This window comes from Rhodococcus oryzae (assembly GCF_005049235.1).
Taxonomy (GTDB): domain Bacteria; phylum Actinomycetota; class Actinomycetes; order Mycobacteriales; family Mycobacteriaceae; genus Rhodococcus_G; species Rhodococcus_G oryzae.
In genome coordinates this window covers 228,722-246,021 of record NZ_SUMD01000005.1, presented here as the reverse complement: position 1 = coordinate 246,021, position 17,300 = coordinate 228,722, and the positions used below count along the sequence as shown (strand labels likewise).

Genomic DNA, 17,300 nt, shown 5'->3' with positions numbered 1-17,300 from the left:
TGGAGGCGAAAGATGCACGATAAATCGCCTGCAGCGGGTGCGCCCGAACCGACGCGCCGGGTGTTGGCATTTCACGCCCGAACCCTCGACGAAGCGCGCGCGGCCGTCGGTCGGAATTACTACCCCCACCGGCTGGTCCAGCTCACCACGGACTCCGACCTCGACATGTCGCTACGCACTGTGCAGCTCGGTCCTGTGTCCGTGGGCCGGTTGTCGTACGGAGCGGACGTGAGCATCGACCTCGGCGAGCTGGAAAGTGCCTACCACGTGAGCATTCCGATGTCGGGCGGCATCGAGTCGGAAGCAGGCGGAGAGTCCGATGTGGTCACCCGCGGGCGTGCGTCCATCTACCTCCCGCATCGCTCCACCAGGATCACGCGATGGAGCGCGGACTGCGTGGTGTACGGCATCAAGTTCGATCGTGCCTACCTCGAGTCCGAGCTTCGCGCCCTACTCGGCAGGCCGGTCGGTAAACCGGTGACCTTCGACCCCGTGCTCGATCTGTCCAGCAAGTCGGGCGCAAGCTGGTTGGCGCTGGTCCGAACCCTCGCCACCGAACTCGACGACGACAGCAGCCTGCTCTACAACGAGCTGGTCTCGAGCCGGCTGGTGGATGCCGTGACCACCGGTTTGCTACTCACGGCGGCTCACGACAGCCGTGAGCTCCTCGACTCGCCCGCACACGCTGCCCGCCCGCGCACCATCAGTCGGGCCATCGATGCGATCCATGCGCATCCCGAGGAGCCGTGGACCGTCAGCGGGCTGGCGATGCTGGTGGGCGTCAGCGTGCGCACCCTGCAGGACGGATTCCAGCGGTACGTCGGGGTCTCACCACTGGCCTATCTTCGCGATGTCCGGCTCGAGCGGGCCCATGAGGACCTGATCCAGGCAGACCCGTCCGACGTCGCGGTCACCGATGTGGCCTATCGCTGGGGATTCCAGCACCTCGGCCGTTTCGCTCTCGAATACCGAAAGCGGTACGGGCAGCCGCCGTCGAAGACCCTCACCACGACGTAGCCCGGCCCGAAAACCCTGGCGCTCGAAGTCCCTGCGCAATCGGGACATCCCCCGCGCTTCGGGGACAGTCTTCAGCCGCTGCTGCATCTAGCGTTGGCCCCATCGTTGCCGCTGGACAAAATCCAGGACACGCCCCCTCGGCTCCACGAACCGCGTGATCGTCCGGGTGCGGGCACATGGAAAGGCCGAACCTTGCTGCTGCCGATGGCGCCGACCGATTCGATGTTCCTGCTCGGCGAGTCTCGTGACCATCCGATGCATGTCGGGGGGCTCGCGCTGTTCGCTCCGCCGGATGGCGGCGACGCGCGCGATGTGCGGGCACTGCTCGACTCGTCATTGGGTCGGGGCGATGTCGCGCCGCTGTTGCGTAAACGCGCCCGTCGGTCGGTGACCTCGCTGGGGCAGTGGGGCTGGGAGTCGGATGTCGAGGTCGACCTCGGCCACCACGTGCGCCACGATGCCCTGCCGCGCCCCGGCGGGATCACCGAACTGCTCGAGCTGGTCTCCCGCCTCCACGCTGTGTTGCTGGACCGAAGCAGGCCGCTGTGGGAGATGCACCTCATCGAGGGCCTCGCCGACGGCCGCTTCGCGGTGTACACGAAGATCCACCACGCCCTCGCGGACGGCGTGTCGGCGATGAAGCTGCTGCGCCGCGGCCTCAGCGCGGACCCGGCACGGCGGGAGATGCCCGCGCCGTGGGAGCCGCTGGTGCGCGAGCGCAGCGCGCTGCGGCACGTCTCGGACCAGCCGGCGGGCGGTCCCGGACCGCGCGGCGTGCCTGCCACCGCGCTGCGTGTCGCTCGCGGCGCGCTCGGTGAGCTGGGAGGCCTCGTGCCCGCGCTCGTAGGCACCGTCGACCGGGCCCTGCGCGGGCGTGGCGGATCGCTCTCGCTCGCTGCGCCCGGGTCGATGCTCAACGTGCCGATCGGTGGGGCCCGACGGTTTGCGGTGCGCTCCTGGCCGATCGAACGGCTCCGGCTGGTCGCCAAGCATGCCGAGGCGACCATCAACGACGTGGTGCTCGCGATGTGCTCAGGGGCGCTGCGCGGCTACCTGGGCGACTTCGACGCGCTGCCCGCCGACCCGCTGATCGCGATGGTGCCGGTCTCGCTGCGTGGCGAGCAGCGGGAGGGCAAGGCAGGCAACGAGATCGGGGTGCTGATGTGTAATCTCGCCACCGACCTCGCGGACCCGGCGAACCGCCTCGCGACCGTGACGGCCTCCATGCGCGAGGGCAAACAGGCACTGCGGGCGATGAGCTCGGCGCAGGCTCTGGCGATGAGTGCGCTCGGGTCCGCGCCGCTCGCGCTGGGCATGTTCGGAATGGGCGGGCCGATCCGCCCGCCGAACGTGATGATCTCCAACGTTCCCGGGCCGGCCAAGCCTCTGTACTGGAACGGCGCCCGTCTGACCGCGCTGTATCCGCTGTCGATCCCGGTCGACGGACAAGCCCTCAACATCACCTGCACCAGTACCGATGACGAGATCGCGTTCGGGCTGACCGGCTGCCGGCGAGCGGTGCCGCTACTTCAGCCCCTGCTCGGTCGCCTCGACGACGAACTCTGCGCCCTCGAAAAGACCGTCGGCCTGTAGGCCGGGACAGGAGATCACATGAACCACCCAGCAACCGACCGTGCCCTCGTCCCCGCCGAACCGTCGACCTCCCGGCTCCGATCGTCGCCGGTCATCGCGCTCGGCTCCGGGATCTCGGCCTGCGCGCCCGCATTGATCGTGACCGGGTCCGTTGTCCTGTGCGTGGTCGTGGCTTTGTTCACCGTCGCCTGTGTCGGTTTCGCCGCCCTGATGATCTGACGCGACCAACGCCCGGACGTCATGCCTGGCGCAAGGCGGATCCGACCTGCGGTCGCGTCAGCGGATCGCGTCGTAGTCGAAGACCCGGGCGTGCAGGACGACCCGGTTGCGCAGGGCGGAGCGGACCGCGCGGTGCAGGCCGTCCTCGAGGTAGATCACGCCGTCCCAGAGCACCGCGTGCGGGAACAGGTCGCCGTAGAAGGTGGAGTCCTCGGACAGCAGACGGTCGAGCTCCAGGACCTTGGTGGTGGTCACGATCTCGTCGAGCCGAACCTGTCGTGGCGGGATCTTGGACCAGTCGCGCATGGACAGCCCGTGGTCCGGGTACGGCTTGCCGTCCCTCACGCCCTTGAAAATCATCGGTGTTCCCGTCCCGGTAGTCGGGGGTGCGCGGCCGGCACCTGGCGCCGTTCGCGCACCACACACAGTAAGGCCTCGCGGGAAGCGCCCGGCAGGGCGATTAGACTGGTACCCGGTCGCGGGGGTGTGAACCACGCCGACCGTGACGAATGGTCTCGCCGGACTTCCGGACGGGGGAGTCGGGTGACGGAGGTGGCCGCTATGTCGAGTACCGATGAACGACGCTTCGAGGTGCTGCGCGCGATCGTCGCCGACTACGTCGCCACCCAGGAGCCGATCGGCTCGAAGGCCCTCGTCGAACGCCACAACCTGGGCGTCTCCAGTGCCACCGTCCGCAACGACATGGCCGTGCTCGAGGCCGAGGGCTACATCGCCCAGCCGCACACCAGCTCCGGCCGGGTGCCGACGGACAAGGGCTACCGGCAGTTCGTTGACCGGATCGCCGACGTCAAGCCGCTCTCGCCTGCCGAACGCCGCGCCATCCTGGAGTTCCTCGAATCCGGCGTCGACCTGGACGACGTGCTCCGCCGCGGGGTGCGGCTGCTGGCCCAGCTGACCCGACAGGTCGCGGTCGTGCAGTACCCGACGCTCTCGTCGTCCTCGGTCCGCCACCTCGAGGTGGTCGCGCTGACCCCGGCCCGGCTGCTGCTGGTGCTCATCACCGACTCCGGTCGCGTCGACCAGCGCATCGTCGAACTGGGCGACGTGATCGACGACGAGAACCTGTCCCGGCTGCGGAACCTGCTGGGTGGCGCGCTGGAGGGCAAGCGCCTGGCCGCCGCGTCGATCGCCGTCTCGGAACTCGCCGCCGACGCCCCGGACCACCTGCGCGACGCCGTGGTCCGATCCGCGACGGTGCTGATCGAGACCCTCGTCGAGCACCCCGAGGAGCGGCTGGTGCTGGGCGGCACCGCGAACCTGACCCGCAATGCGGCGGACTTCACCGGGTTCCCCGGCTCGCTGCGATCCGTCCTCGAGGCCCTCGAGGAGCAGGTCATCGTGCTCAAGCTGCTCGCCGCCACCGGTGACGCGGGCAAGGTGACCGTCCGGATCGGCGAAGAGACCCAGATGGAGCAGATCCGCGGGACCTCGGTGATCACCACCGGCTACGGCGCGGGCGGCAACGTCTTCGGCGGCATGGGGGTGCTCGGCCCCACCCGGATGGACTACCCGGGAACAATCGCATCGGTCGCCGCCGTTGCGAGGTATATCGGCGAGGTACTCGCCGAGCGCTGACGCGCGTGCGCGGGCGGCCGCGAGCAGGACTTTCACTGACAGCTGGAACTGATCGACAACGAGGACGAGAGACTTAACGTGGCACGGGATTACTACGGACTTCTGGGCGTCAGCACGAAGGCGACCGATCAGGAGATCAAGCGGGCGTACCGCAAGCTCGCCAGGGAGCTGCATCCCGACGTCAACCCCGACGAGGCGGCACAGGCCCGATTCAAGGACATCTCGACCGCATACGAGGTGCTCTCCGATCCCGAGAAGCGGCGCATCGTCGACCTCGGCGGCGACCCGCTGTCGCAGGGCGGCGGGGGCGGCGGCGCCGGATTCGGTGGTGCCGGCTTCGGCGGCGGACTCGGCGACGTGTTCGAGGCGTTCTTCGGCGGGGGCGGCCAGACCAGCCGCGGACCGCGCGGCCGCGTGCAGCCCGGCGCGGATTCGCTGCTGCGGACCAAGCTCACCCTCGAGGAATGCGCCACCGGCGTCACCAAGCACATCACCGTGGACACCGCGATCCTGTGCGACGCGTGCACCGGCGCCGGCACCAACGGCGACTCCAAGCCAGTGACCTGTGAGACCTGCCGCGGTGCAGGCGAGGTGCAGTCCGTCCAGCGTTCCTTCCTCGGCCAGGTGATGACCTCCCGTCCGTGCCCGACCTGCCGCGGCGCGGGCGAGACGATCCCCGACCCTTGCCACAAGTGCGGCGGCGACGGCCGGGTGCGCGCCCGCCGCGACATCGCGGTGAAGGTCCCGGTCGGCGTCAGCGGCGGCATGCGGATCCGGCTGGCCGCGCAGGGCGAGGTCGGCCCCGGCGGCGGCCACGCGGGCGACCTGTACGTCGAGATCATCGAGCAACAGCACGACATGTTCGTCCGTGACGGAGACGACCTGCACTGCACGGTCCGCGTCCCGATGGTCGACGCGGCGCTCGGCACCACCGTCACGGTGAACACGATCATCGACGGCCCGACGGAGATCACCATCCCCGCGGGCACCCAGCCGGGCAAGGTCGAGTCGGTCCGCGGGCACGGCATGCCGAAGCTGCGTTCCGGGGTGCGCGGCGACCTGCACGCGCACCTGGAGGTCGTGGTCCCCGCGCGCCTCGACGGCAAGCAGGCCGCGGCGCTGAACGCGTTCAAGGACCTGCGCGACAAGGACCACGCCGAGGTCGTCACCACCGCCTCGCAGCACAACGGCGGACTGTTCTCCCGCCTTCGCGACGCGTTCAGCGGTCGCTGACGAGAACGGCGAACGAACATGGCCGCGACGGTGTTCTATCTGGACCCGCTGCCCGAGGTCGGCGCGGTCGCCGTGCTCGACGGCAAGGAGGGCAGGCACGCCGCCACGGTGCGCCGGATCCGGGTCGGTGAGCGGCTGGTGCTCTCCGACGGCCGGGGTGCCGTCGCGGACGCGGTGGTCGTCGAGGTCGGCAAGGACCGCCTCGACCTGGAGGTCACCGCCCGAGACACCGTCCCGGCGGCCGCCCCTGCGGTGACGCTGGTGCAGGCGCTGCCGAAGGCGGAGCGCTCCGAGCTGGCGGTCGAGCTGGCCACCGAGGCAGGCATCGACGCGATCGTGCCGTGGCAGTCCGCGCGGTGCGTGGCCCGCTGGGAGGGCCTGAAGGCCGACAAGGGCGTCGCGAAATGGCGCGCGGTGGCGGCCTCCGCCGCGAAACAGTCACGGCGAGCACATATCCCGGAGGTTCTCGACCTGCACCGCACCCCCGCGGTGGTCGAGCGGGTGGCGGCCGCGGTGGCCGGTGGCGCCGTGGTCGCGGTCCTCCACGAGTCGGCCACGACGGCGCTGGCGGAGCTACCGCTGGCCACGGCGGCCGAGATGCTGCTGGTGGTCGGGCCCGAGGGCGGCCTGGACGACGCGGAGGTCGACGCGCTGACCGCGGCGGGAGCGGTCGCGGTGCGCCTGGGCCCGACGGTGCTGCGGACCTCCACGGCGGGGGCGGTGGCGCTCGGCGCGATCGGCGTGCTGACCGACCGCTGGTCCGCGCGGCCCCTCCAGTAATCGCCGTGCCCCGCCAACGCGTCGACTACGGACCCGAGCCGCAGCAGTTCGGACACCTGTACCTGCCCGCCGCCCCTGTCACCGAGCCGGTGCCGGTGGTGATGCTCATCCACGGCGGCTACTGGAGCGCCGACTTCCACCTGAACCTGGCGACCGCCCTCGCCATCGAACTGGCCCGGCTCGGGGTGGCGTCATGGAACGTCGAGTATCGCCGGGTTGGCGCGGGCGGTGGCTGGGAGCAGACCAGTGCCGACATCGAGGCCGCGCTGGCCGCGGTCGGCGGCGTGCTGCCCGCCCTGTCGCCGATCCCGCTCGACCTCGGCAACGTCCGGATCGTCGGTCACTCCGCGGGCGCGCAGCTGGCGTTGTGGGTTGCCGGGCAACGGGATTCCCCGGTTCGCCCCGAGCGGGTCGTCGCGCAGGCGGGCGCGATGGACCTGGCAGCGCGCGCGGCCGGTCGCACAGCAGGCGCCGCGCTGCAGGCGTTCTTCGGCTCCCGGTACGAGGACGCGCCGCAGCTCTACCGCGACGCCTCGCCCGTGTACCGGGTCCCGATGGGTGTCCCGGTGGTCTGCATCCACGGCGCGGAGGACATCCAGGTGCCGGCGGCCGCAAGCCGCGCGTACCGGGATGCCGCCCAGGCGGCCGGGGACACGGTGGCGTTCTGGGAGGTGCCGGGCGAGGGGCACAACGACTTCCTCGCCCGCGGTTCCCGGAGCTGGGACCTGACCCTGCGGGCCCTGCTCGACGACGACCCGTGGTCGGCGCACCCGGCGTGACTCAGGCGCCCGGCCACCCGGCCCCGGGCGCGGGCGCCGGCGTGCTGACCACGGTGCCGTCCCACGCCGTGTGGTCCATGAGGCGCTCGGCTCCCGGCCACTGCGCGGCGACGACGAAGAGGGTGTCGCCGTCGGCCCCGCCGAGCGTGCAGGCGAATGCGCCGCGGTCGAGGTGCACCCGGTCGAGGACCTGACCGCCCTCCGCGACCCGCACGCAGCACCGGTCGCCGACGTCGGCGTACCAGGCCGCGCCCTCGGCGTCGAGGCAGATGCCGTCGGGTGAGTGGTCGCCGACGTCGGCCCATACGCGGCGATTGGTCAGCGAGCCGTCGGTCGCGATGTCGAAGGCGGTGAGCCGGTGACGGTAGGACTCGGCGACGATCAGCGTGGCGTTGTCGGCGGTGACCGCCATGCCGTTCGGGAAGGCCAGGTCCTCGGCGACCACGCGTGCCCGCCCATCCGCGGTGGCAAGTGCGACGAATCCGGGCGCGGTCTCGGTCGCGGGCGGCCCGGCGGCGAAGTCGAAGTTGACGTTGTTGACGTAGGTGTTGCCTCGGCCGTCGAGGACGATGTCGTTGCTGCCGTAGGGCGAGAGCGCCGACAGGTCCGCGTAGCGCGTGAGGGTCCGGTCCGGCGACAGGCGGAGCAGCGCCCGCTCGGGGCCGGAGGCGAGCACCGGTGTCCCGTCGGGCAGGAAGTCGAAGCACAGCGGCAACGACCGATGCTCGACCACGGCCTCGATCCGGCCGTCCTGCTCGATCGCGTGGATCACCCCGGCCGTCCAGTCCGCGAACCACAGCCGACCGTCGTGCCAGCGCGGGGATTCCAGCTGCCCGAAACCGCTCGCCAGTGTCTGCATCGTTCGCATGATCCGCCTCCCGTTGTGTCCCTGGGGAGGTAGACCACCGGGCGCGGCGAAACTCATCGGTCTAGAGGAGCTGGTTGTAGATGAGGGCGGGCGCAGCCCGTTCGAGCTGGTCCAGTTCCCCGACAATGGCCACGAAATGGGGAGTCCTGGTGTGCGCGTCGAGGTGCTCCTGAGATTGCCATTCCTCGACCAGCATCAGTTCCCGTGGATCGTCCTGGCGTTGCAGGAGTTCATAGCTCACGCAACCCGGTTCCTTCCTCGTCTCCGCCACCAGCCTGCTGTACAGCTCGAGGACTCTGTCGAGGTGTTCGGTCGGCACGGTGCTTCCCACCATCACTCTGATCAATGCCTGCGCTCCGTCCGCTCTGCTCCAACCCTCCGGGTGTCGAGTCTGGATCCTCCCGCCATCAGTCCCTCGACCGGCCGGGCAGGATCACCGCCACCAGCACCGCGCCGACGGCGAGCGCGAGCCCGCCGGCCAGGCTCGCGCTCGCGATCGCGTCCGCGAACGAGGTGGAGGCGGCCTCGAGGAGCGGCTGCGCGTACGAGGCCGACAGCGGATTGCCCGCCAGCTCCTGCGCGACCAGCGCCGCGCCGCCGACCGACTCCCGCGAGACCTCCAGCGCGTAGTCGGCCTGGGCGGCGAGATCCCCGCCGAGCTGGGGGAGCGGCGCGCCGTCGATGAAGCCGGCGATCGAGTCCTTGTAGCTCGCGGCCAGGATGGAACCGAGGATCGCGATGCCAAGCGATCCGCCCAGTTCGATCGCGGTGTCGTTGAGGCCGCCCGCGGCGCCGAGGTCGTTGTCGGGGAAGCTGCCCATGATCGCGTCGGTGGCGGGCGGCTCGCTCAGGCCGATGCCGACACCGAGCAGCACGAGCGGCACGAGGAAGTCGAGGTAGCCCGAGCCGCCGTCGACCCGCGTCAGCAGCAGCACGCCCGCCGCGGCGAGGACCATGCCGGCCACGATCGCGCTGCGCACCCCGATCCGCGGGGTGATCCGGCCGCTGACGACCGCGCCCGCGGTCACCGCCGCGGCGAGAGGCAGCAACCGGACGCCGGTCTCGAGCGGGCCGTAGCCGAGCACGAACTGGAACTCCTGGGCGATGAAGTAGATGGCGCCGAATGCAGACAGGAACAGCAGCAGCACCGCGAGGGTCGAGCCACCGACGGTGCGCTCGCCGAGCTTGCGCACGTTCAGCAGCGGCTGCGGGTGCCGCAGCTCCCAGGCGACGAACGCCGCGAGCCCGACCAGCGCCGTGGCGGCGCCGACGAGCGGGCCTGCGCCCCAACCGAAGTGGAAGCCGTTGATGATCGCGTAGACGAGCGCCCCGATCGCGACCACCGACAGCAGGCCGCCGATCCAGTCGATGCGACCCAGGCCATCGGCGCGGGACGGCGGCACGAGGACCACGGCGGCGACGGCTGCGACCACGGCGATGGGGACGTTGATCAGGAAGGTCGCGTTCCAGGAGTGACTCTCGAGGATCCAGCCCGCCAGCAGCGGCCCGAACGCGATGGCCAGCCCTGAAGTGGCCGCCCAGGCGGCGATCGCGCGCGAGCGCTCGGACTTGGGGAACGTCGCGACCAGCAGCGAGAGCGTCGCGGGCATGATGATCGCCGCGCCGACGCCCATGATCATGCGGGCCGCGATCACCGCGGTCGTGGTGTCCGCGAGGCTGCCGAACACCGCGCCGCCACCGAACACCAGCAGGCCGGTCAACAGCGCGCCGCGGCGGCTGTACTTGTCGCCGATCACGCCTGCCAGCAGCATCAGCGCCGCGTAGGGCACTGTGTAGCCGTCGATGACCCACTGCAGCTGCGCGCTGGTCAGGCCGAGGTCCCGGGTCATGTCCGGCGCCGCGACGATGAGCGCGGTGTTCGCCATCACCACGATCAGCAGGCTCAGGCACAGCACGCCGAGCGCGGCCCAGCGCCAGCGGTAGGGCTGCTCCATCCGGGAGACCGGCTTGGTCGCGAGTGTCGTCATCTTCGGCGCTCCGTTCGGCGGCGGCGGTCCGGCGCCCGGACCTGTCTGCACATTGATGTGCAAGTTAATAGCTTGCACACGGCTGTGCAACTATGCTTGACGCAGATCACATCGGGCGGCGAGAGGGTGGATGCGACGGTGGCGGAACCGGTGAGGCGACGACGCAGCGAGGCGCGGGCCAATCGGACGCGCATCATCGACGCCGCGATCGGCGCCTTTGCCGCCGACCCGGACGCGAGCATGGACGACGTCGCGCGCGCGGCAGGCGTGGTCCGCCGCACGGTCTACGCACATTTCCCCAGCCGGGAGGCGCTCGTCGAAGGCATCGCGGACGAGGCCTCCGCCGAGCTCGTCGCGTCGTTCGGCGCGGACATTCCGGTGCCGGAACGACCCGACCTGGCGCTCGCCGTCCTCGCCCTGCTGACCTGGCCGGTCGGCGACCGGTTCCGGATGCTGCTGACCTTCGCCCGCAAGGAACTCGGCGAGCAGCGGATGCTCGACCTGATGGAACCGGCGCGGGCGCCGGCCATCGCCATGGTCGAGCAGGGTCAGCGGGACGGGACCTTCTCGTCGTACCTGCCCGCCGGGATCCTGGTCGCGATGACCGAGGCCGTCACGATCACCCTGCTCGATCAGGTGAACAAGGGTGGCGTCAACGATTCCGGGGAGTCGTTCGGCGTCACGTCGCTGGTGCTGCTCGGGGTCCCGCCCGAGCGGGCCGCGGTGGTGGTCGAGGAGGCATGGGCGTGGATCCGGGACGCCGAGGGCGCGCCGGTGCCCGCGGCTGGCCCTGACCGGCGGTAATCGTGTGGGCGGCGCGAACGACCCGCGATAGACTGCGAGGTATCAGGGCGGCCCAGTCCGTCGGGACACGGAACCAGGAAAGCAGGCCATAGCTACCACGTGAGTGCAGACAGCGACATGGGCGATCAGTCGGACGACGCAGGGGGACGCGCTTCGCGCGCAGGGGCGAAGGCCAACGGCAGCCAGGACCGCCCAGCGCAGCGCACGGTGCGGTCGAGCATGGAGGTCTCACCCGACGCGGTGCTCCCGCTGCTCGGTTCCTCGGATCAGAACCTCAAGGAACTCGAACGCGCCCTCGACGCAGACATTCACGTTCGTGGCAACGCGATCACCCTCACCGGCAGGGCCGCGGACGTCGCGCTGGCCGAGCGGGTGATCGGCGAGCTGATCGCCGTTGTCGCGGGCGGCAACACCCTGACCCCCGATGCGGTGCGGCGCAGTGTCGCGATGCTCACCGAGGGCGTCGCCGAATCGCCAGCGGAGGTCCTGAGCCTGGACATCCTGTCCCGGCGCGGCAAGACCATCCGGCCCAAGACGGTCAACCAGAAGCGATACGTCGACGCGATCGACGCGAACACCATCGTCTTCGGCATCGGCCCCGCCGGCACCGGCAAGACCTACCTCGCCATGGCCAAGGCCGTGCAGGCGCTGCAGAGCAAGAACGTCAGCCGGATCATCCTGACCCGCCCCGCGGTCGAGGCGGGCGAGCGGCTCGGGTTCCTGCCCGGCACCCTGCACGAGAAGATCGACCCGTACCTACGGCCGCTGCACGACGCGCTGCACGACATGATGGACCCCGAGGCCATCCCGAAGCTGATGCAGGCGGGCGTCATCGAGGTCGCCCCGCTCGCCTACATGCGCGGCCGCACCCTCAACGACGCGTTCATCATCCTGGACGAGGCGCAGAACACCACGGCCGAGCAGATGAAGATGTTCCTGACCCGGCTCGGGTTCGGTTCCAAGATCGTGGTGACCGGCGACGTGACCCAGGTGGACCTGCCCGGCGGCGCCCGGTCCGGGCTGCGGGCGGCCTCGGAGATCCTGACCGACATCGACGACATCCACTTCGCGGAGCTCACCAGCGCGGACGTGGTGCGGCACCGCCTGGTCTCCGACATCGTCGACGCCTACGAGCGTTTCGAGACCGAGCGGATCGACGAGGTCAAACTCGGCAACCGCTCGCAGCGCCGGGCGGCGCAGCCCCGCTCGTCGCGGCGCTGACGCCCACGTGACCACACCGCCCCCGCCCATCCCCGCCGCAGGCGGCCCCGAGGAGAACGACTGTCATGAGCATTGAGGTATCCAACGAGTCCGGGATCGACGTCTCCGAGGGCGAGCTGATCAGCGTCGCGCGGTTCGTCATCGGCCGGATGGACGTGCACCCGGCGGCCGAGCTGTCGATGGTGCTCGTCGACCTCGACACGATGGCCGACCTGCACATGCGGTGGATGGACCTGCCCGGCCCGACGGACGTGATGTCCTTCCCGATGGACGAGCTCGAGCCCGGTGGGCGGCCCGACGCCCCCGAGCCCGGACCGGCGATGCTCGGCGACATCGTGCTGTGCCCCGCGTTCGCCGCCGACCAGGCAGTCAAGGCCGGCCATTCCACCGCGCACGAGCTTGCGCTGCTCACCGTGCACGGTGTCCTCCACCTGCTCGGCTACGACCACGCCGAGCCGGAGGAGGAGAAGGAGATGTTCGCGCTGCAGAACAGCCTGCTCGCCGACTGGTACGACGAGCTGCGCCTGGCCGAGCGGGAGGCGGAACTGGCCGCCCGTGACCGCAGGCTGCTGGGCAAGACCGGGTTTGTCGACGGCCCCGAGCAGTGAGTGATGAGCTAGTCCAGATCCTGCTCGCCGCGGTCCTGATACCGCTCGGCGGGCTGTTCGCCGCCATCGACTCCGCGCTCAACACGATCTCCCGGGCCCGAGTCGAGGACCTGGCCAAGGACGCGCGTCCGGGTGCGCAGCGCCTGCTGATGGTCGTGGCCGACCGGCCCCGGTACGTCAATCTCATGGTGCTGCTGCGGATCCTGGCCGAGATCACCGCCACGGTCCTGCTCGCCGCCGCGCTCCTGGACATGCTCGAGCGCAGCTGGGCGCTGCTGGTCACCGCCGTCGTCATGGTGCTCATCGACTACGTCGCGATCGGGGTGGGGCCGCGGACCATCGGCCGCCAGCACGCGTACTCGATCACGCTCGCCGCTGCCCTGCCGCTGCAGGTGATCGGCGTCGTGTTCTCCCCGATCAGCCGACTGCTCATCCTGGTCGGCAACGCGCTCACCCCCGGTCGGGGTTTCCGCAACGGCCCCTTCGCCTCCGAGATCGAGCTGCGTGAGCTGGTCGACATGGCGCAGGAGCGCGGGGTGGTGGCCGACGAGGAACGCCGGATGATCCAGTCCGTGTTCGAGCTCGGCGACACCCCCGCCCGCGAGGTGATGGTCCCGCGCACCGAGATGGTGTGGATCGAGGCGACCAAGTCCGCGGGTCAGGCCACCTCGCTGGCCGTCCGCAGCGGACACTCGCGGATCCCGGTGATCGGCGAGAACGTCGACGACATCCTCGGCGTCGTGTACCTCAAGGACCTGGTCCAGAAGACGTATCACTCGACCGACGGCGGCCGTGGCGTCACCGTCGGCGAGGTGATGCGCCCGCCGGTGTTCGTGCCCGACTCCAAGCCGCTCGACAGCCTGCTCGCGGAGATGCAGCGCGACCGCAACCACATGGCGTTGCTGGTCGACGAGTACGGCGGCATCGCCGGGCTGGTCACCATCGAGGACGTCATCGAGGAGATCGTCGGCGAGATCGCCGACGAGTACGACATCGGCGAGATCGCGCCGGTGGAGGACCTGGGCGACGGTCGCTTCCGGCTCTCGGCCCGCCTGCCGATCGAGGACCTCGCCGAGCTGTTCGAGATGGAGATCGACAACGACGAGGTGGAGACGGTCGGCGGGCTGCTCGGCTACGCGCTCGGCCGGGTCCCGCTGCCGGGTTCGGAGGTCACCACCGACGGCCTGATGCTGATTGCCGAGGGCGGCAGCGACGTCCGCGGCCGGGTCCGGATCAGTACTGTTCTTGCATGGAGAGCGCCCGAACCGGACGCCGACTCGGTCGGCGATGACGAGGGAGACGAGGGCCGACATGACTGAGCATCTCGACGAGGAGGACGCGAAGCTGGTGGTCCTCGCCCGTGGGGCGATGGGTCGGACCGGCGGCGCACAGGGCGCGGCGGTCCGGGACCTCGACGGTCGCACCTATGCCGCAGGCCCGGTCTCGCTCGACGCCCTGACCCTCACCGCGTTGCAGGCCGCGATCGCCGCCGCTCTCTCGAGCGGGGCGGAGGGTTTCGAGGCCGCCGCGGTGGTGGGCGACCTGCCCGGCAGCGCCGCGGACATCGTCACCGCCGTCCGGGACAACGAGCCCGGTGTGCTCGCACTGACCGAGGTGACCGCCTCCGCAAAGCTGATCGCCGCCCGAGCCGACGGCTCGGACCCCTATGTCATGGGCTGGGAGCCCTACCGACCCATTTCTGGAGATGCCCATGAGCACTGAGACCGAATTCCGTTCCGGCTTCGTCTGTTTCGTCGGACGGCCGAACACCGGCAAGTCGACGCTGACCAACGCGCTGGTCGGCAGCAAGATCGCGATCACCTCGTCGCGGCCGCAGACCACCCGGCACACCATCCGCGGCATCGTGCACCGCCCGCACGCCCAGCTGATCCTGGTCGACACCCCCGGGCTGCACCGTCCCCGGACGCTGCTCGGTCAGCGGTTGAACGACCTGGTGCGCGACACCTACTCCGAGGTCGACGCGATCGGCCTGTGCATCCCCGCGGACGAGAAGATCGGCCCCGGCGACCGCTGGATCCTCGAGCAGGTCCGCCAGATGGCGCCGAAGACCAAGCTGATCGGCATCGTCACCAAGATCGACAAGGTCAGCAAGCAGAAGGTCGCCGAGCAGTTGGTGGCGCTGTCGAAGCTGCTCGGTCCCGAGACCGAGGTGATCCCGGTGTCCGCGGCGTCGGGGGAGCAGGTCGAGATGCTGGTCGACCTGCTGGCGAAGTCGATGGACGAGGGCCCGGCGTTCTACCCGGACGGCGAGATCACGGACGAGCCGGAGGAGACGCTGATGGCCGAGCTCATCCGCGAGGCCGCGCTCGAGGGGCTCGGCGACGAGCTGCCGCACTCGCTGGCCGTGGTGATCGAGGAGGTCATCGAGCGCGAGGGCCGCACCGAGAAGCAGGGCGAGATGCTCGACGTGCACGCGCTGCTCTACGTCGAGCGGCCAAGCCAGAAGGGCATCGTGATCGGCAAGGGCGGTGCCCGGCTGCGGGAGGTCGGCACCAAGGCGCGCACCCAGATCGAGAAGCTGCTCGGCACCCGGATCTTCCTGGAGCTGCACGTGAAGGTCGCCAAGGACTGGCAGCGTGACCCGAAACAGCTGGGGCGCCTGGGCTTCTAGGCGGCGGCGCGGAGTTACCCGGGCCAGTCGGTCGGGGCCGCCGGGGTGCGGTGGGTTGGTGGTCCTTTCGCTGGGTTCGTTGCTCAGCTGGACGTCGTAGGCTCGAGCCATGCTGGAGAAGTCCGAGATCCGGTTCCTTCCCCTCGGCGCCCGCCGCGTTGCGTATGAGATTCGCGGGGACGGTCCACCGCTCGTGGCTCCGGCGTGGTGGGTGAGTCACCTCGAGCTCGACTGGCAGAGCGTGGGCTTTCGGCGATTCTGGGAGGAAGTCGCAGCCGGCTACACGCTGATCCGCTACGACCGGCTCGGCGTCGGCTTGTCGGACCGCACCTTGCACGATTCGGACCTGAGCCTCGATGGGGAAGTTGCGACGTTGCGCGCGCTTATGGACGAGCTCGAGCTCGAGCGCGTATCGCTCATCGGCGGTTCGTCTGGGAGCTGCACCGCCATCGCGTTTGCCGCAGCGTTTCCGGAGCGCGTCGAGCACCTGGTGCTGTACGGGTCGTACCCCAACGGTGCGGCGCTGACAGCACCGGGCGTGGGGGACGCGATCTTGGCGACGGTGCGCGCGCACTGGGGCCTCGGCTCGCGCCTGCTCGGGGACATCTTCCTGGGTGGCGCCGGCCCTGCCGAGCACGAACTCTTTGCACGGTTGCAGCGGGAGGCGGCGACCGCCGAAACCGCTGCCGCATTGTTGGATCTGACCTATCACCTCGACGTACGCGCACACCTCCCTCTCGTCCGCCAGCCGGCGTTGGTTGTGCATCGTCGTGGCGACCGCGCGGTACCGTTCCGGCTCGGGCGCGAGGTCGCATCGGCCATTCCAGGCGCGACCTTCGTCCCGCTGCCGGGAAGCGCGCACTTCCCTTGGCACGATGACACCGATTCCGTGGTCCGCGCGTGCCGCCAGACGCTGGCACCGGTGCAGCCGTCGCCGCACCGTGCGAGCGAGCCGGAATCGGTCCTGCTGTCCAGCCGTGAGCGTGAGATCCTCGCCTGCGTCGCTCGCGGTCTCGGCGATCGTGAGATCGCAGAGCAGCTCGTGCTGAGCCCGCATACCGTTCACCGTCACGTTGCGAATATCCGCCGCAAGCTGGGCCGCACCTCACGGACGGCCGCCGTCGCGGAGGCCGCGCGTCTCGGACTCCTGTGAGATGGCCGAAACGGGCCATCTGCAGAAGATGGCCGCGCTGAGCGATGCGCGCGACATGCGGTCGCTCGTACGTTTGGCCGCATGACCGAGAACGCAAGCATCGAATCAACCAACGAACTCCAGGCGAGCCCGCCATCAGCGGCGTGGCTGCGGATTTTCGCCCTGGCGTACGACCCGTTTCTCTGGCTGGGCGAGATCGCAGGCATGCGCCGCCGGCGGAGCACGCTCCTGGGCGGCGCCCGCGGGCGCGTCGTCGAGATCGGCGCCGGGACGGGGCTGAACATCGCGCACTATCCCGACGAGATCGCCGAGCTCATGCTCGTCGAGCCCGAGCCTGGGATGCGCCGAAGCCTTGCGCGTCGCCTGCAGCGGCATGGGCGCGTCGCGCGGATCGTCGACGCGCCTGCCGAGCGTCTACCGCTCGCGGATGCCTCCGTGGACACCGTCGTCTCGACGCTCGTCCTGTGCACCGTCAACGACCCCGAACTCGCGCTCCGCGAGATCGCACGCGTGCTCCGCCCGGACGGGCAGTTGCTGTTCATCGAACATGTGCGTGCGAGCTCGCGGTTCCTCGCGGCGTGCCAGGATTTTCTGCTCACACCGTGGCGACACTTCGCGGGCGGCTGCCGCTGCAACCGCGCGACCGCGGACCTGATGCGCGACTGCGGCTTCACCATCGCAGCCGACGATGCTGTGTGGCGCGGCATGCCGTCGATCGTCCGTCCGCTCGTGGTGGGACGCGCTACCAGGCTGGACAAGTTGGCGACGGAGTAACACGGTTGATCGGACCGGTCAGTGGACTGCTCCAT

At 70.2% G+C, this 17,300-nt stretch carries 19 protein-coding genes; 15 read left to right on the top strand and 4 right to left on the bottom strand.

The features are described 5' to 3' along the window. Positions 1-12 precede the first annotated feature (12 nt). The 3 genes from FCG67_RS12630 to FCG67_RS12620 all read left to right on the top strand — a co-directional run bounded on the left by FCG67_RS12630 (position 13) and on the right by FCG67_RS12620 (position 2,829). Positions 13-1,017 (top strand): AraC family transcriptional regulator, encoded by a 1,005-nt coding sequence (locus FCG67_RS12630; RefSeq protein ID WP_169310507.1) that lies wholly within the window; start codon positions 13-15, stop codon positions 1,015-1,017. A 192-nt stretch (positions 1,018-1,209) separates the two neighbouring features. Next, positions 1,210-2,610 carry a WS/DGAT/MGAT family O-acyltransferase gene (locus tag FCG67_RS12625; protein ID WP_136910123.1) on the top strand — a complete coding sequence of 467 codons (1,401 nt, stop codon included), beginning with the start codon at positions 1,210-1,212 and terminating at the stop codon, positions 2,608-2,610. A gap of 18 nt (positions 2,611-2,628) precedes the next feature. Continuing rightward, positions 2,629-2,829, top strand: coding sequence for a hypothetical protein (locus FCG67_RS12620; protein WP_136910122.1), 201 nt, complete (start codon positions 2,629-2,631; stop codon positions 2,827-2,829). Positions 2,830-2,886: 57 nt separating this feature from the next. Here the strand turns inward: FCG67_RS12620 and FCG67_RS12615 are convergent, their stop codons facing one another. Then, positions 2,887-3,189, bottom strand: a complete 303-nt coding sequence (locus tag FCG67_RS12615) for a type II toxin-antitoxin system VapB family antitoxin (RefSeq protein WP_077042050.1) — start codon at positions 3,187-3,189, stop codon at positions 2,887-2,889. A gap of 201 nt (positions 3,190-3,390) precedes the next feature. Between FCG67_RS12615 and hrcA the strand changes: the two genes are divergently transcribed. The 4 genes from hrcA (at position 3,391) to FCG67_RS12595 (ending at position 7,217) form a co-directional block, all read left to right on the top strand. Then, a complete protein-coding gene (hrcA, locus tag FCG67_RS12610; protein WP_077042049.1) occupies positions 3,391-4,425 on the top strand; it encodes a heat-inducible transcriptional repressor HrcA in 1,035 nt (344 codons plus the stop codon). Positions 4,426-4,503: 78 nt separating this feature from the next. Next, positions 4,504-5,658: a molecular chaperone DnaJ gene (dnaJ, locus tag FCG67_RS12605; RefSeq protein ID WP_136910121.1), complete on the top strand. Its 1,155-nt coding sequence runs from the start codon at positions 4,504-4,506 to the stop codon at positions 5,656-5,658. An 18-nt stretch (positions 5,659-5,676) separates the two neighbouring features. Continuing rightward, the gene (locus FCG67_RS12600) at positions 5,677-6,438 is read left to right on the top strand and encodes a 16S rRNA (uracil(1498)-N(3))-methyltransferase (RefSeq protein ID WP_136910120.1); all 762 of its coding nucleotides are present in this window, start codon (positions 5,677-5,679) and stop codon (positions 6,436-6,438) included. 5 nt (positions 6,439-6,443) lie between these two features. Then, positions 6,444-7,217: an alpha/beta hydrolase family protein gene (locus FCG67_RS12595; RefSeq protein WP_136910119.1), complete on the top strand. Its 774-nt coding sequence runs from the start codon at positions 6,444-6,446 to the stop codon at positions 7,215-7,217. Between the two features lies 1 nt (position 7,218). Here FCG67_RS12595 and FCG67_RS12590 read toward each other — a convergent pair whose 3' ends face one another. The 3 genes from FCG67_RS12590 to FCG67_RS12580 all read right to left on the bottom strand — a co-directional run bounded on the left by FCG67_RS12590 (position 7,219) and on the right by FCG67_RS12580 (position 10,073). Continuing rightward, the gene (locus FCG67_RS12590; RefSeq protein ID WP_246045031.1) at positions 7,219-8,076 is read right to left on the bottom strand and encodes an SMP-30/gluconolactonase/LRE family protein; all 858 of its coding nucleotides are present in this window, start codon (positions 8,074-8,076) and stop codon (positions 7,219-7,221) included. A 70-nt stretch (positions 8,077-8,146) separates the two neighbouring features. After that, on the bottom strand, positions 8,147-8,419 hold the full coding sequence (locus tag FCG67_RS12585; protein WP_246045030.1) for a putative quinol monooxygenase: 273 nt from the start codon (positions 8,417-8,419) through the stop codon (positions 8,147-8,149). Between the two features lie 73 nt (positions 8,420-8,492). Next, the gene (locus FCG67_RS12580; protein ID WP_136910116.1) at positions 8,493-10,073 is read right to left on the bottom strand and encodes an MFS transporter; all 1,581 of its coding nucleotides are present in this window, start codon (positions 10,071-10,073) and stop codon (positions 8,493-8,495) included. A 138-nt stretch (positions 10,074-10,211) separates the two neighbouring features. On the opposite strand from FCG67_RS12580, the gene FCG67_RS12575 reads away from it, so the two are divergent. The 8 genes from FCG67_RS12575 to FCG67_RS12540 all read left to right on the top strand — a co-directional run bounded on the left by FCG67_RS12575 (position 10,212) and on the right by FCG67_RS12540 (position 17,265). Beyond that, complete coding sequence (locus FCG67_RS12575) at positions 10,212-10,877, top strand: TetR/AcrR family transcriptional regulator (protein ID WP_136910115.1); 666 nt, start codon at positions 10,212-10,214, stop codon at positions 10,875-10,877. A 219-nt stretch (positions 10,878-11,096) separates the two neighbouring features. Then, on the top strand, positions 11,097-12,098 hold the full coding sequence (locus tag FCG67_RS12570) for a PhoH family protein (RefSeq protein ID WP_246045059.1): 1,002 nt from the start codon (positions 11,097-11,099) through the stop codon (positions 12,096-12,098). A gap of 65 nt (positions 12,099-12,163) precedes the next feature. Next, the gene (gene ybeY / locus FCG67_RS12565) at positions 12,164-12,706 is read left to right on the top strand and encodes an rRNA maturation RNase YbeY (protein WP_136910114.1); all 543 of its coding nucleotides are present in this window, start codon (positions 12,164-12,166) and stop codon (positions 12,704-12,706) included. After that, the gene (locus FCG67_RS12560) at positions 12,703-14,025 is read left to right on the top strand and encodes a hemolysin family protein (RefSeq protein ID WP_136910113.1); all 1,323 of its coding nucleotides are present in this window, start codon (positions 12,703-12,705) and stop codon (positions 14,023-14,025) included. The genes ybeY and FCG67_RS12560 overlap by 4 nt, the downstream gene beginning before the upstream one ends. Continuing rightward, entirely contained in the window at positions 14,018-14,428 is a 411-nt protein-coding gene (locus FCG67_RS12555; protein WP_051636960.1) for a hypothetical protein, read from the top strand. The genes FCG67_RS12560 and FCG67_RS12555 overlap by 8 nt, the downstream gene beginning before the upstream one ends. Continuing rightward, on the top strand, positions 14,418-15,338 hold the full coding sequence (gene era / locus FCG67_RS12550; RefSeq protein ID WP_077042041.1) for a GTPase Era: 921 nt from the start codon (positions 14,418-14,420) through the stop codon (positions 15,336-15,338). Before FCG67_RS12555 ends, era begins: the two co-directional genes overlap by 11 nt. Positions 15,339-15,447: 109 nt before the next feature. Next, positions 15,448-16,491, top strand: a complete 1,044-nt coding sequence (locus tag FCG67_RS12545) for an alpha/beta fold hydrolase (RefSeq protein ID WP_136910112.1) — start codon at positions 15,448-15,450, stop codon at positions 16,489-16,491. An 81-nt stretch (positions 16,492-16,572) separates the two neighbouring features. Further along, positions 16,573-17,265, top strand: a complete 693-nt coding sequence (locus tag FCG67_RS12540) for a class I SAM-dependent methyltransferase (RefSeq protein ID WP_136910111.1) — start codon at positions 16,573-16,575, stop codon at positions 17,263-17,265. Positions 17,266-17,300: the final 35 nt, after the last annotated feature.

What these genes read in the sequence shown, in the direction of transcription:
- FCG67_RS12555 (WP_051636960.1), top strand. Translation starts at nt 14,018, where the DNA reads ATGACTGAGCATCTCGACGAGGAGGACGCGAAGCTGGTGGTCCTCGCC.
- era (WP_077042041.1), top strand. Translation starts at nt 14,418, where the DNA reads ATGAGCACTGAGACCGAATTCCGTTCCGGCTTCGTCTGTTTCGTCGGA.
- FCG67_RS12615 (WP_077042050.1), bottom strand. Translation starts at nt 3,189, where the DNA reads ATGATTTTCAAGGGCGTGAGGGACGGCAAGCCGTACCCGGACCACGGG.
- FCG67_RS12620 (WP_136910122.1), top strand. Translation starts at nt 2,629, where the DNA reads ATGAACCACCCAGCAACCGACCGTGCCCTCGTCCCCGCCGAACCGTCG.
- FCG67_RS12545 (WP_136910112.1), top strand. Translation starts at nt 15,448, where the DNA reads ATGCTGGAGAAGTCCGAGATCCGGTTCCTTCCCCTCGGCGCCCGCCGC.
- ybeY (WP_136910114.1), top strand. Translation starts at nt 12,164, where the DNA reads ATGAGCATTGAGGTATCCAACGAGTCCGGGATCGACGTCTCCGAGGGC.
- FCG67_RS12630 (WP_169310507.1), top strand. Translation starts at nt 13, where the DNA reads ATGCACGATAAATCGCCTGCAGCGGGTGCGCCCGAACCGACGCGCCGG.
- hrcA (WP_077042049.1), top strand. Translation starts at nt 3,391, where the DNA reads ATGTCGAGTACCGATGAACGACGCTTCGAGGTGCTGCGCGCGATCGTC.
- FCG67_RS12570 (WP_246045059.1), top strand. Translation starts at nt 11,097, where the DNA reads ATGGAGGTCTCACCCGACGCGGTGCTCCCGCTGCTCGGTTCCTCGGAT.
- FCG67_RS12540 (WP_136910111.1), top strand. Translation starts at nt 16,573, where the DNA reads ATGACCGAGAACGCAAGCATCGAATCAACCAACGAACTCCAGGCGAGC.
- FCG67_RS12580 (WP_136910116.1), bottom strand. Translation starts at nt 10,073, where the DNA reads ATGACGACACTCGCGACCAAGCCGGTCTCCCGGATGGAGCAGCCCTAC.
- FCG67_RS12600 (WP_136910120.1), top strand. Translation starts at nt 5,677, where the DNA reads ATGGCCGCGACGGTGTTCTATCTGGACCCGCTGCCCGAGGTCGGCGCG.
- FCG67_RS12590 (WP_246045031.1), bottom strand. Translation starts at nt 8,076, where the DNA reads ATGCAGACACTGGCGAGCGGTTTCGGGCAGCTGGAATCCCCGCGCTGG.
- FCG67_RS12585 (WP_246045030.1), bottom strand. Translation starts at nt 8,419, where the DNA reads ATGGTGGGAAGCACCGTGCCGACCGAACACCTCGACAGAGTCCTCGAG.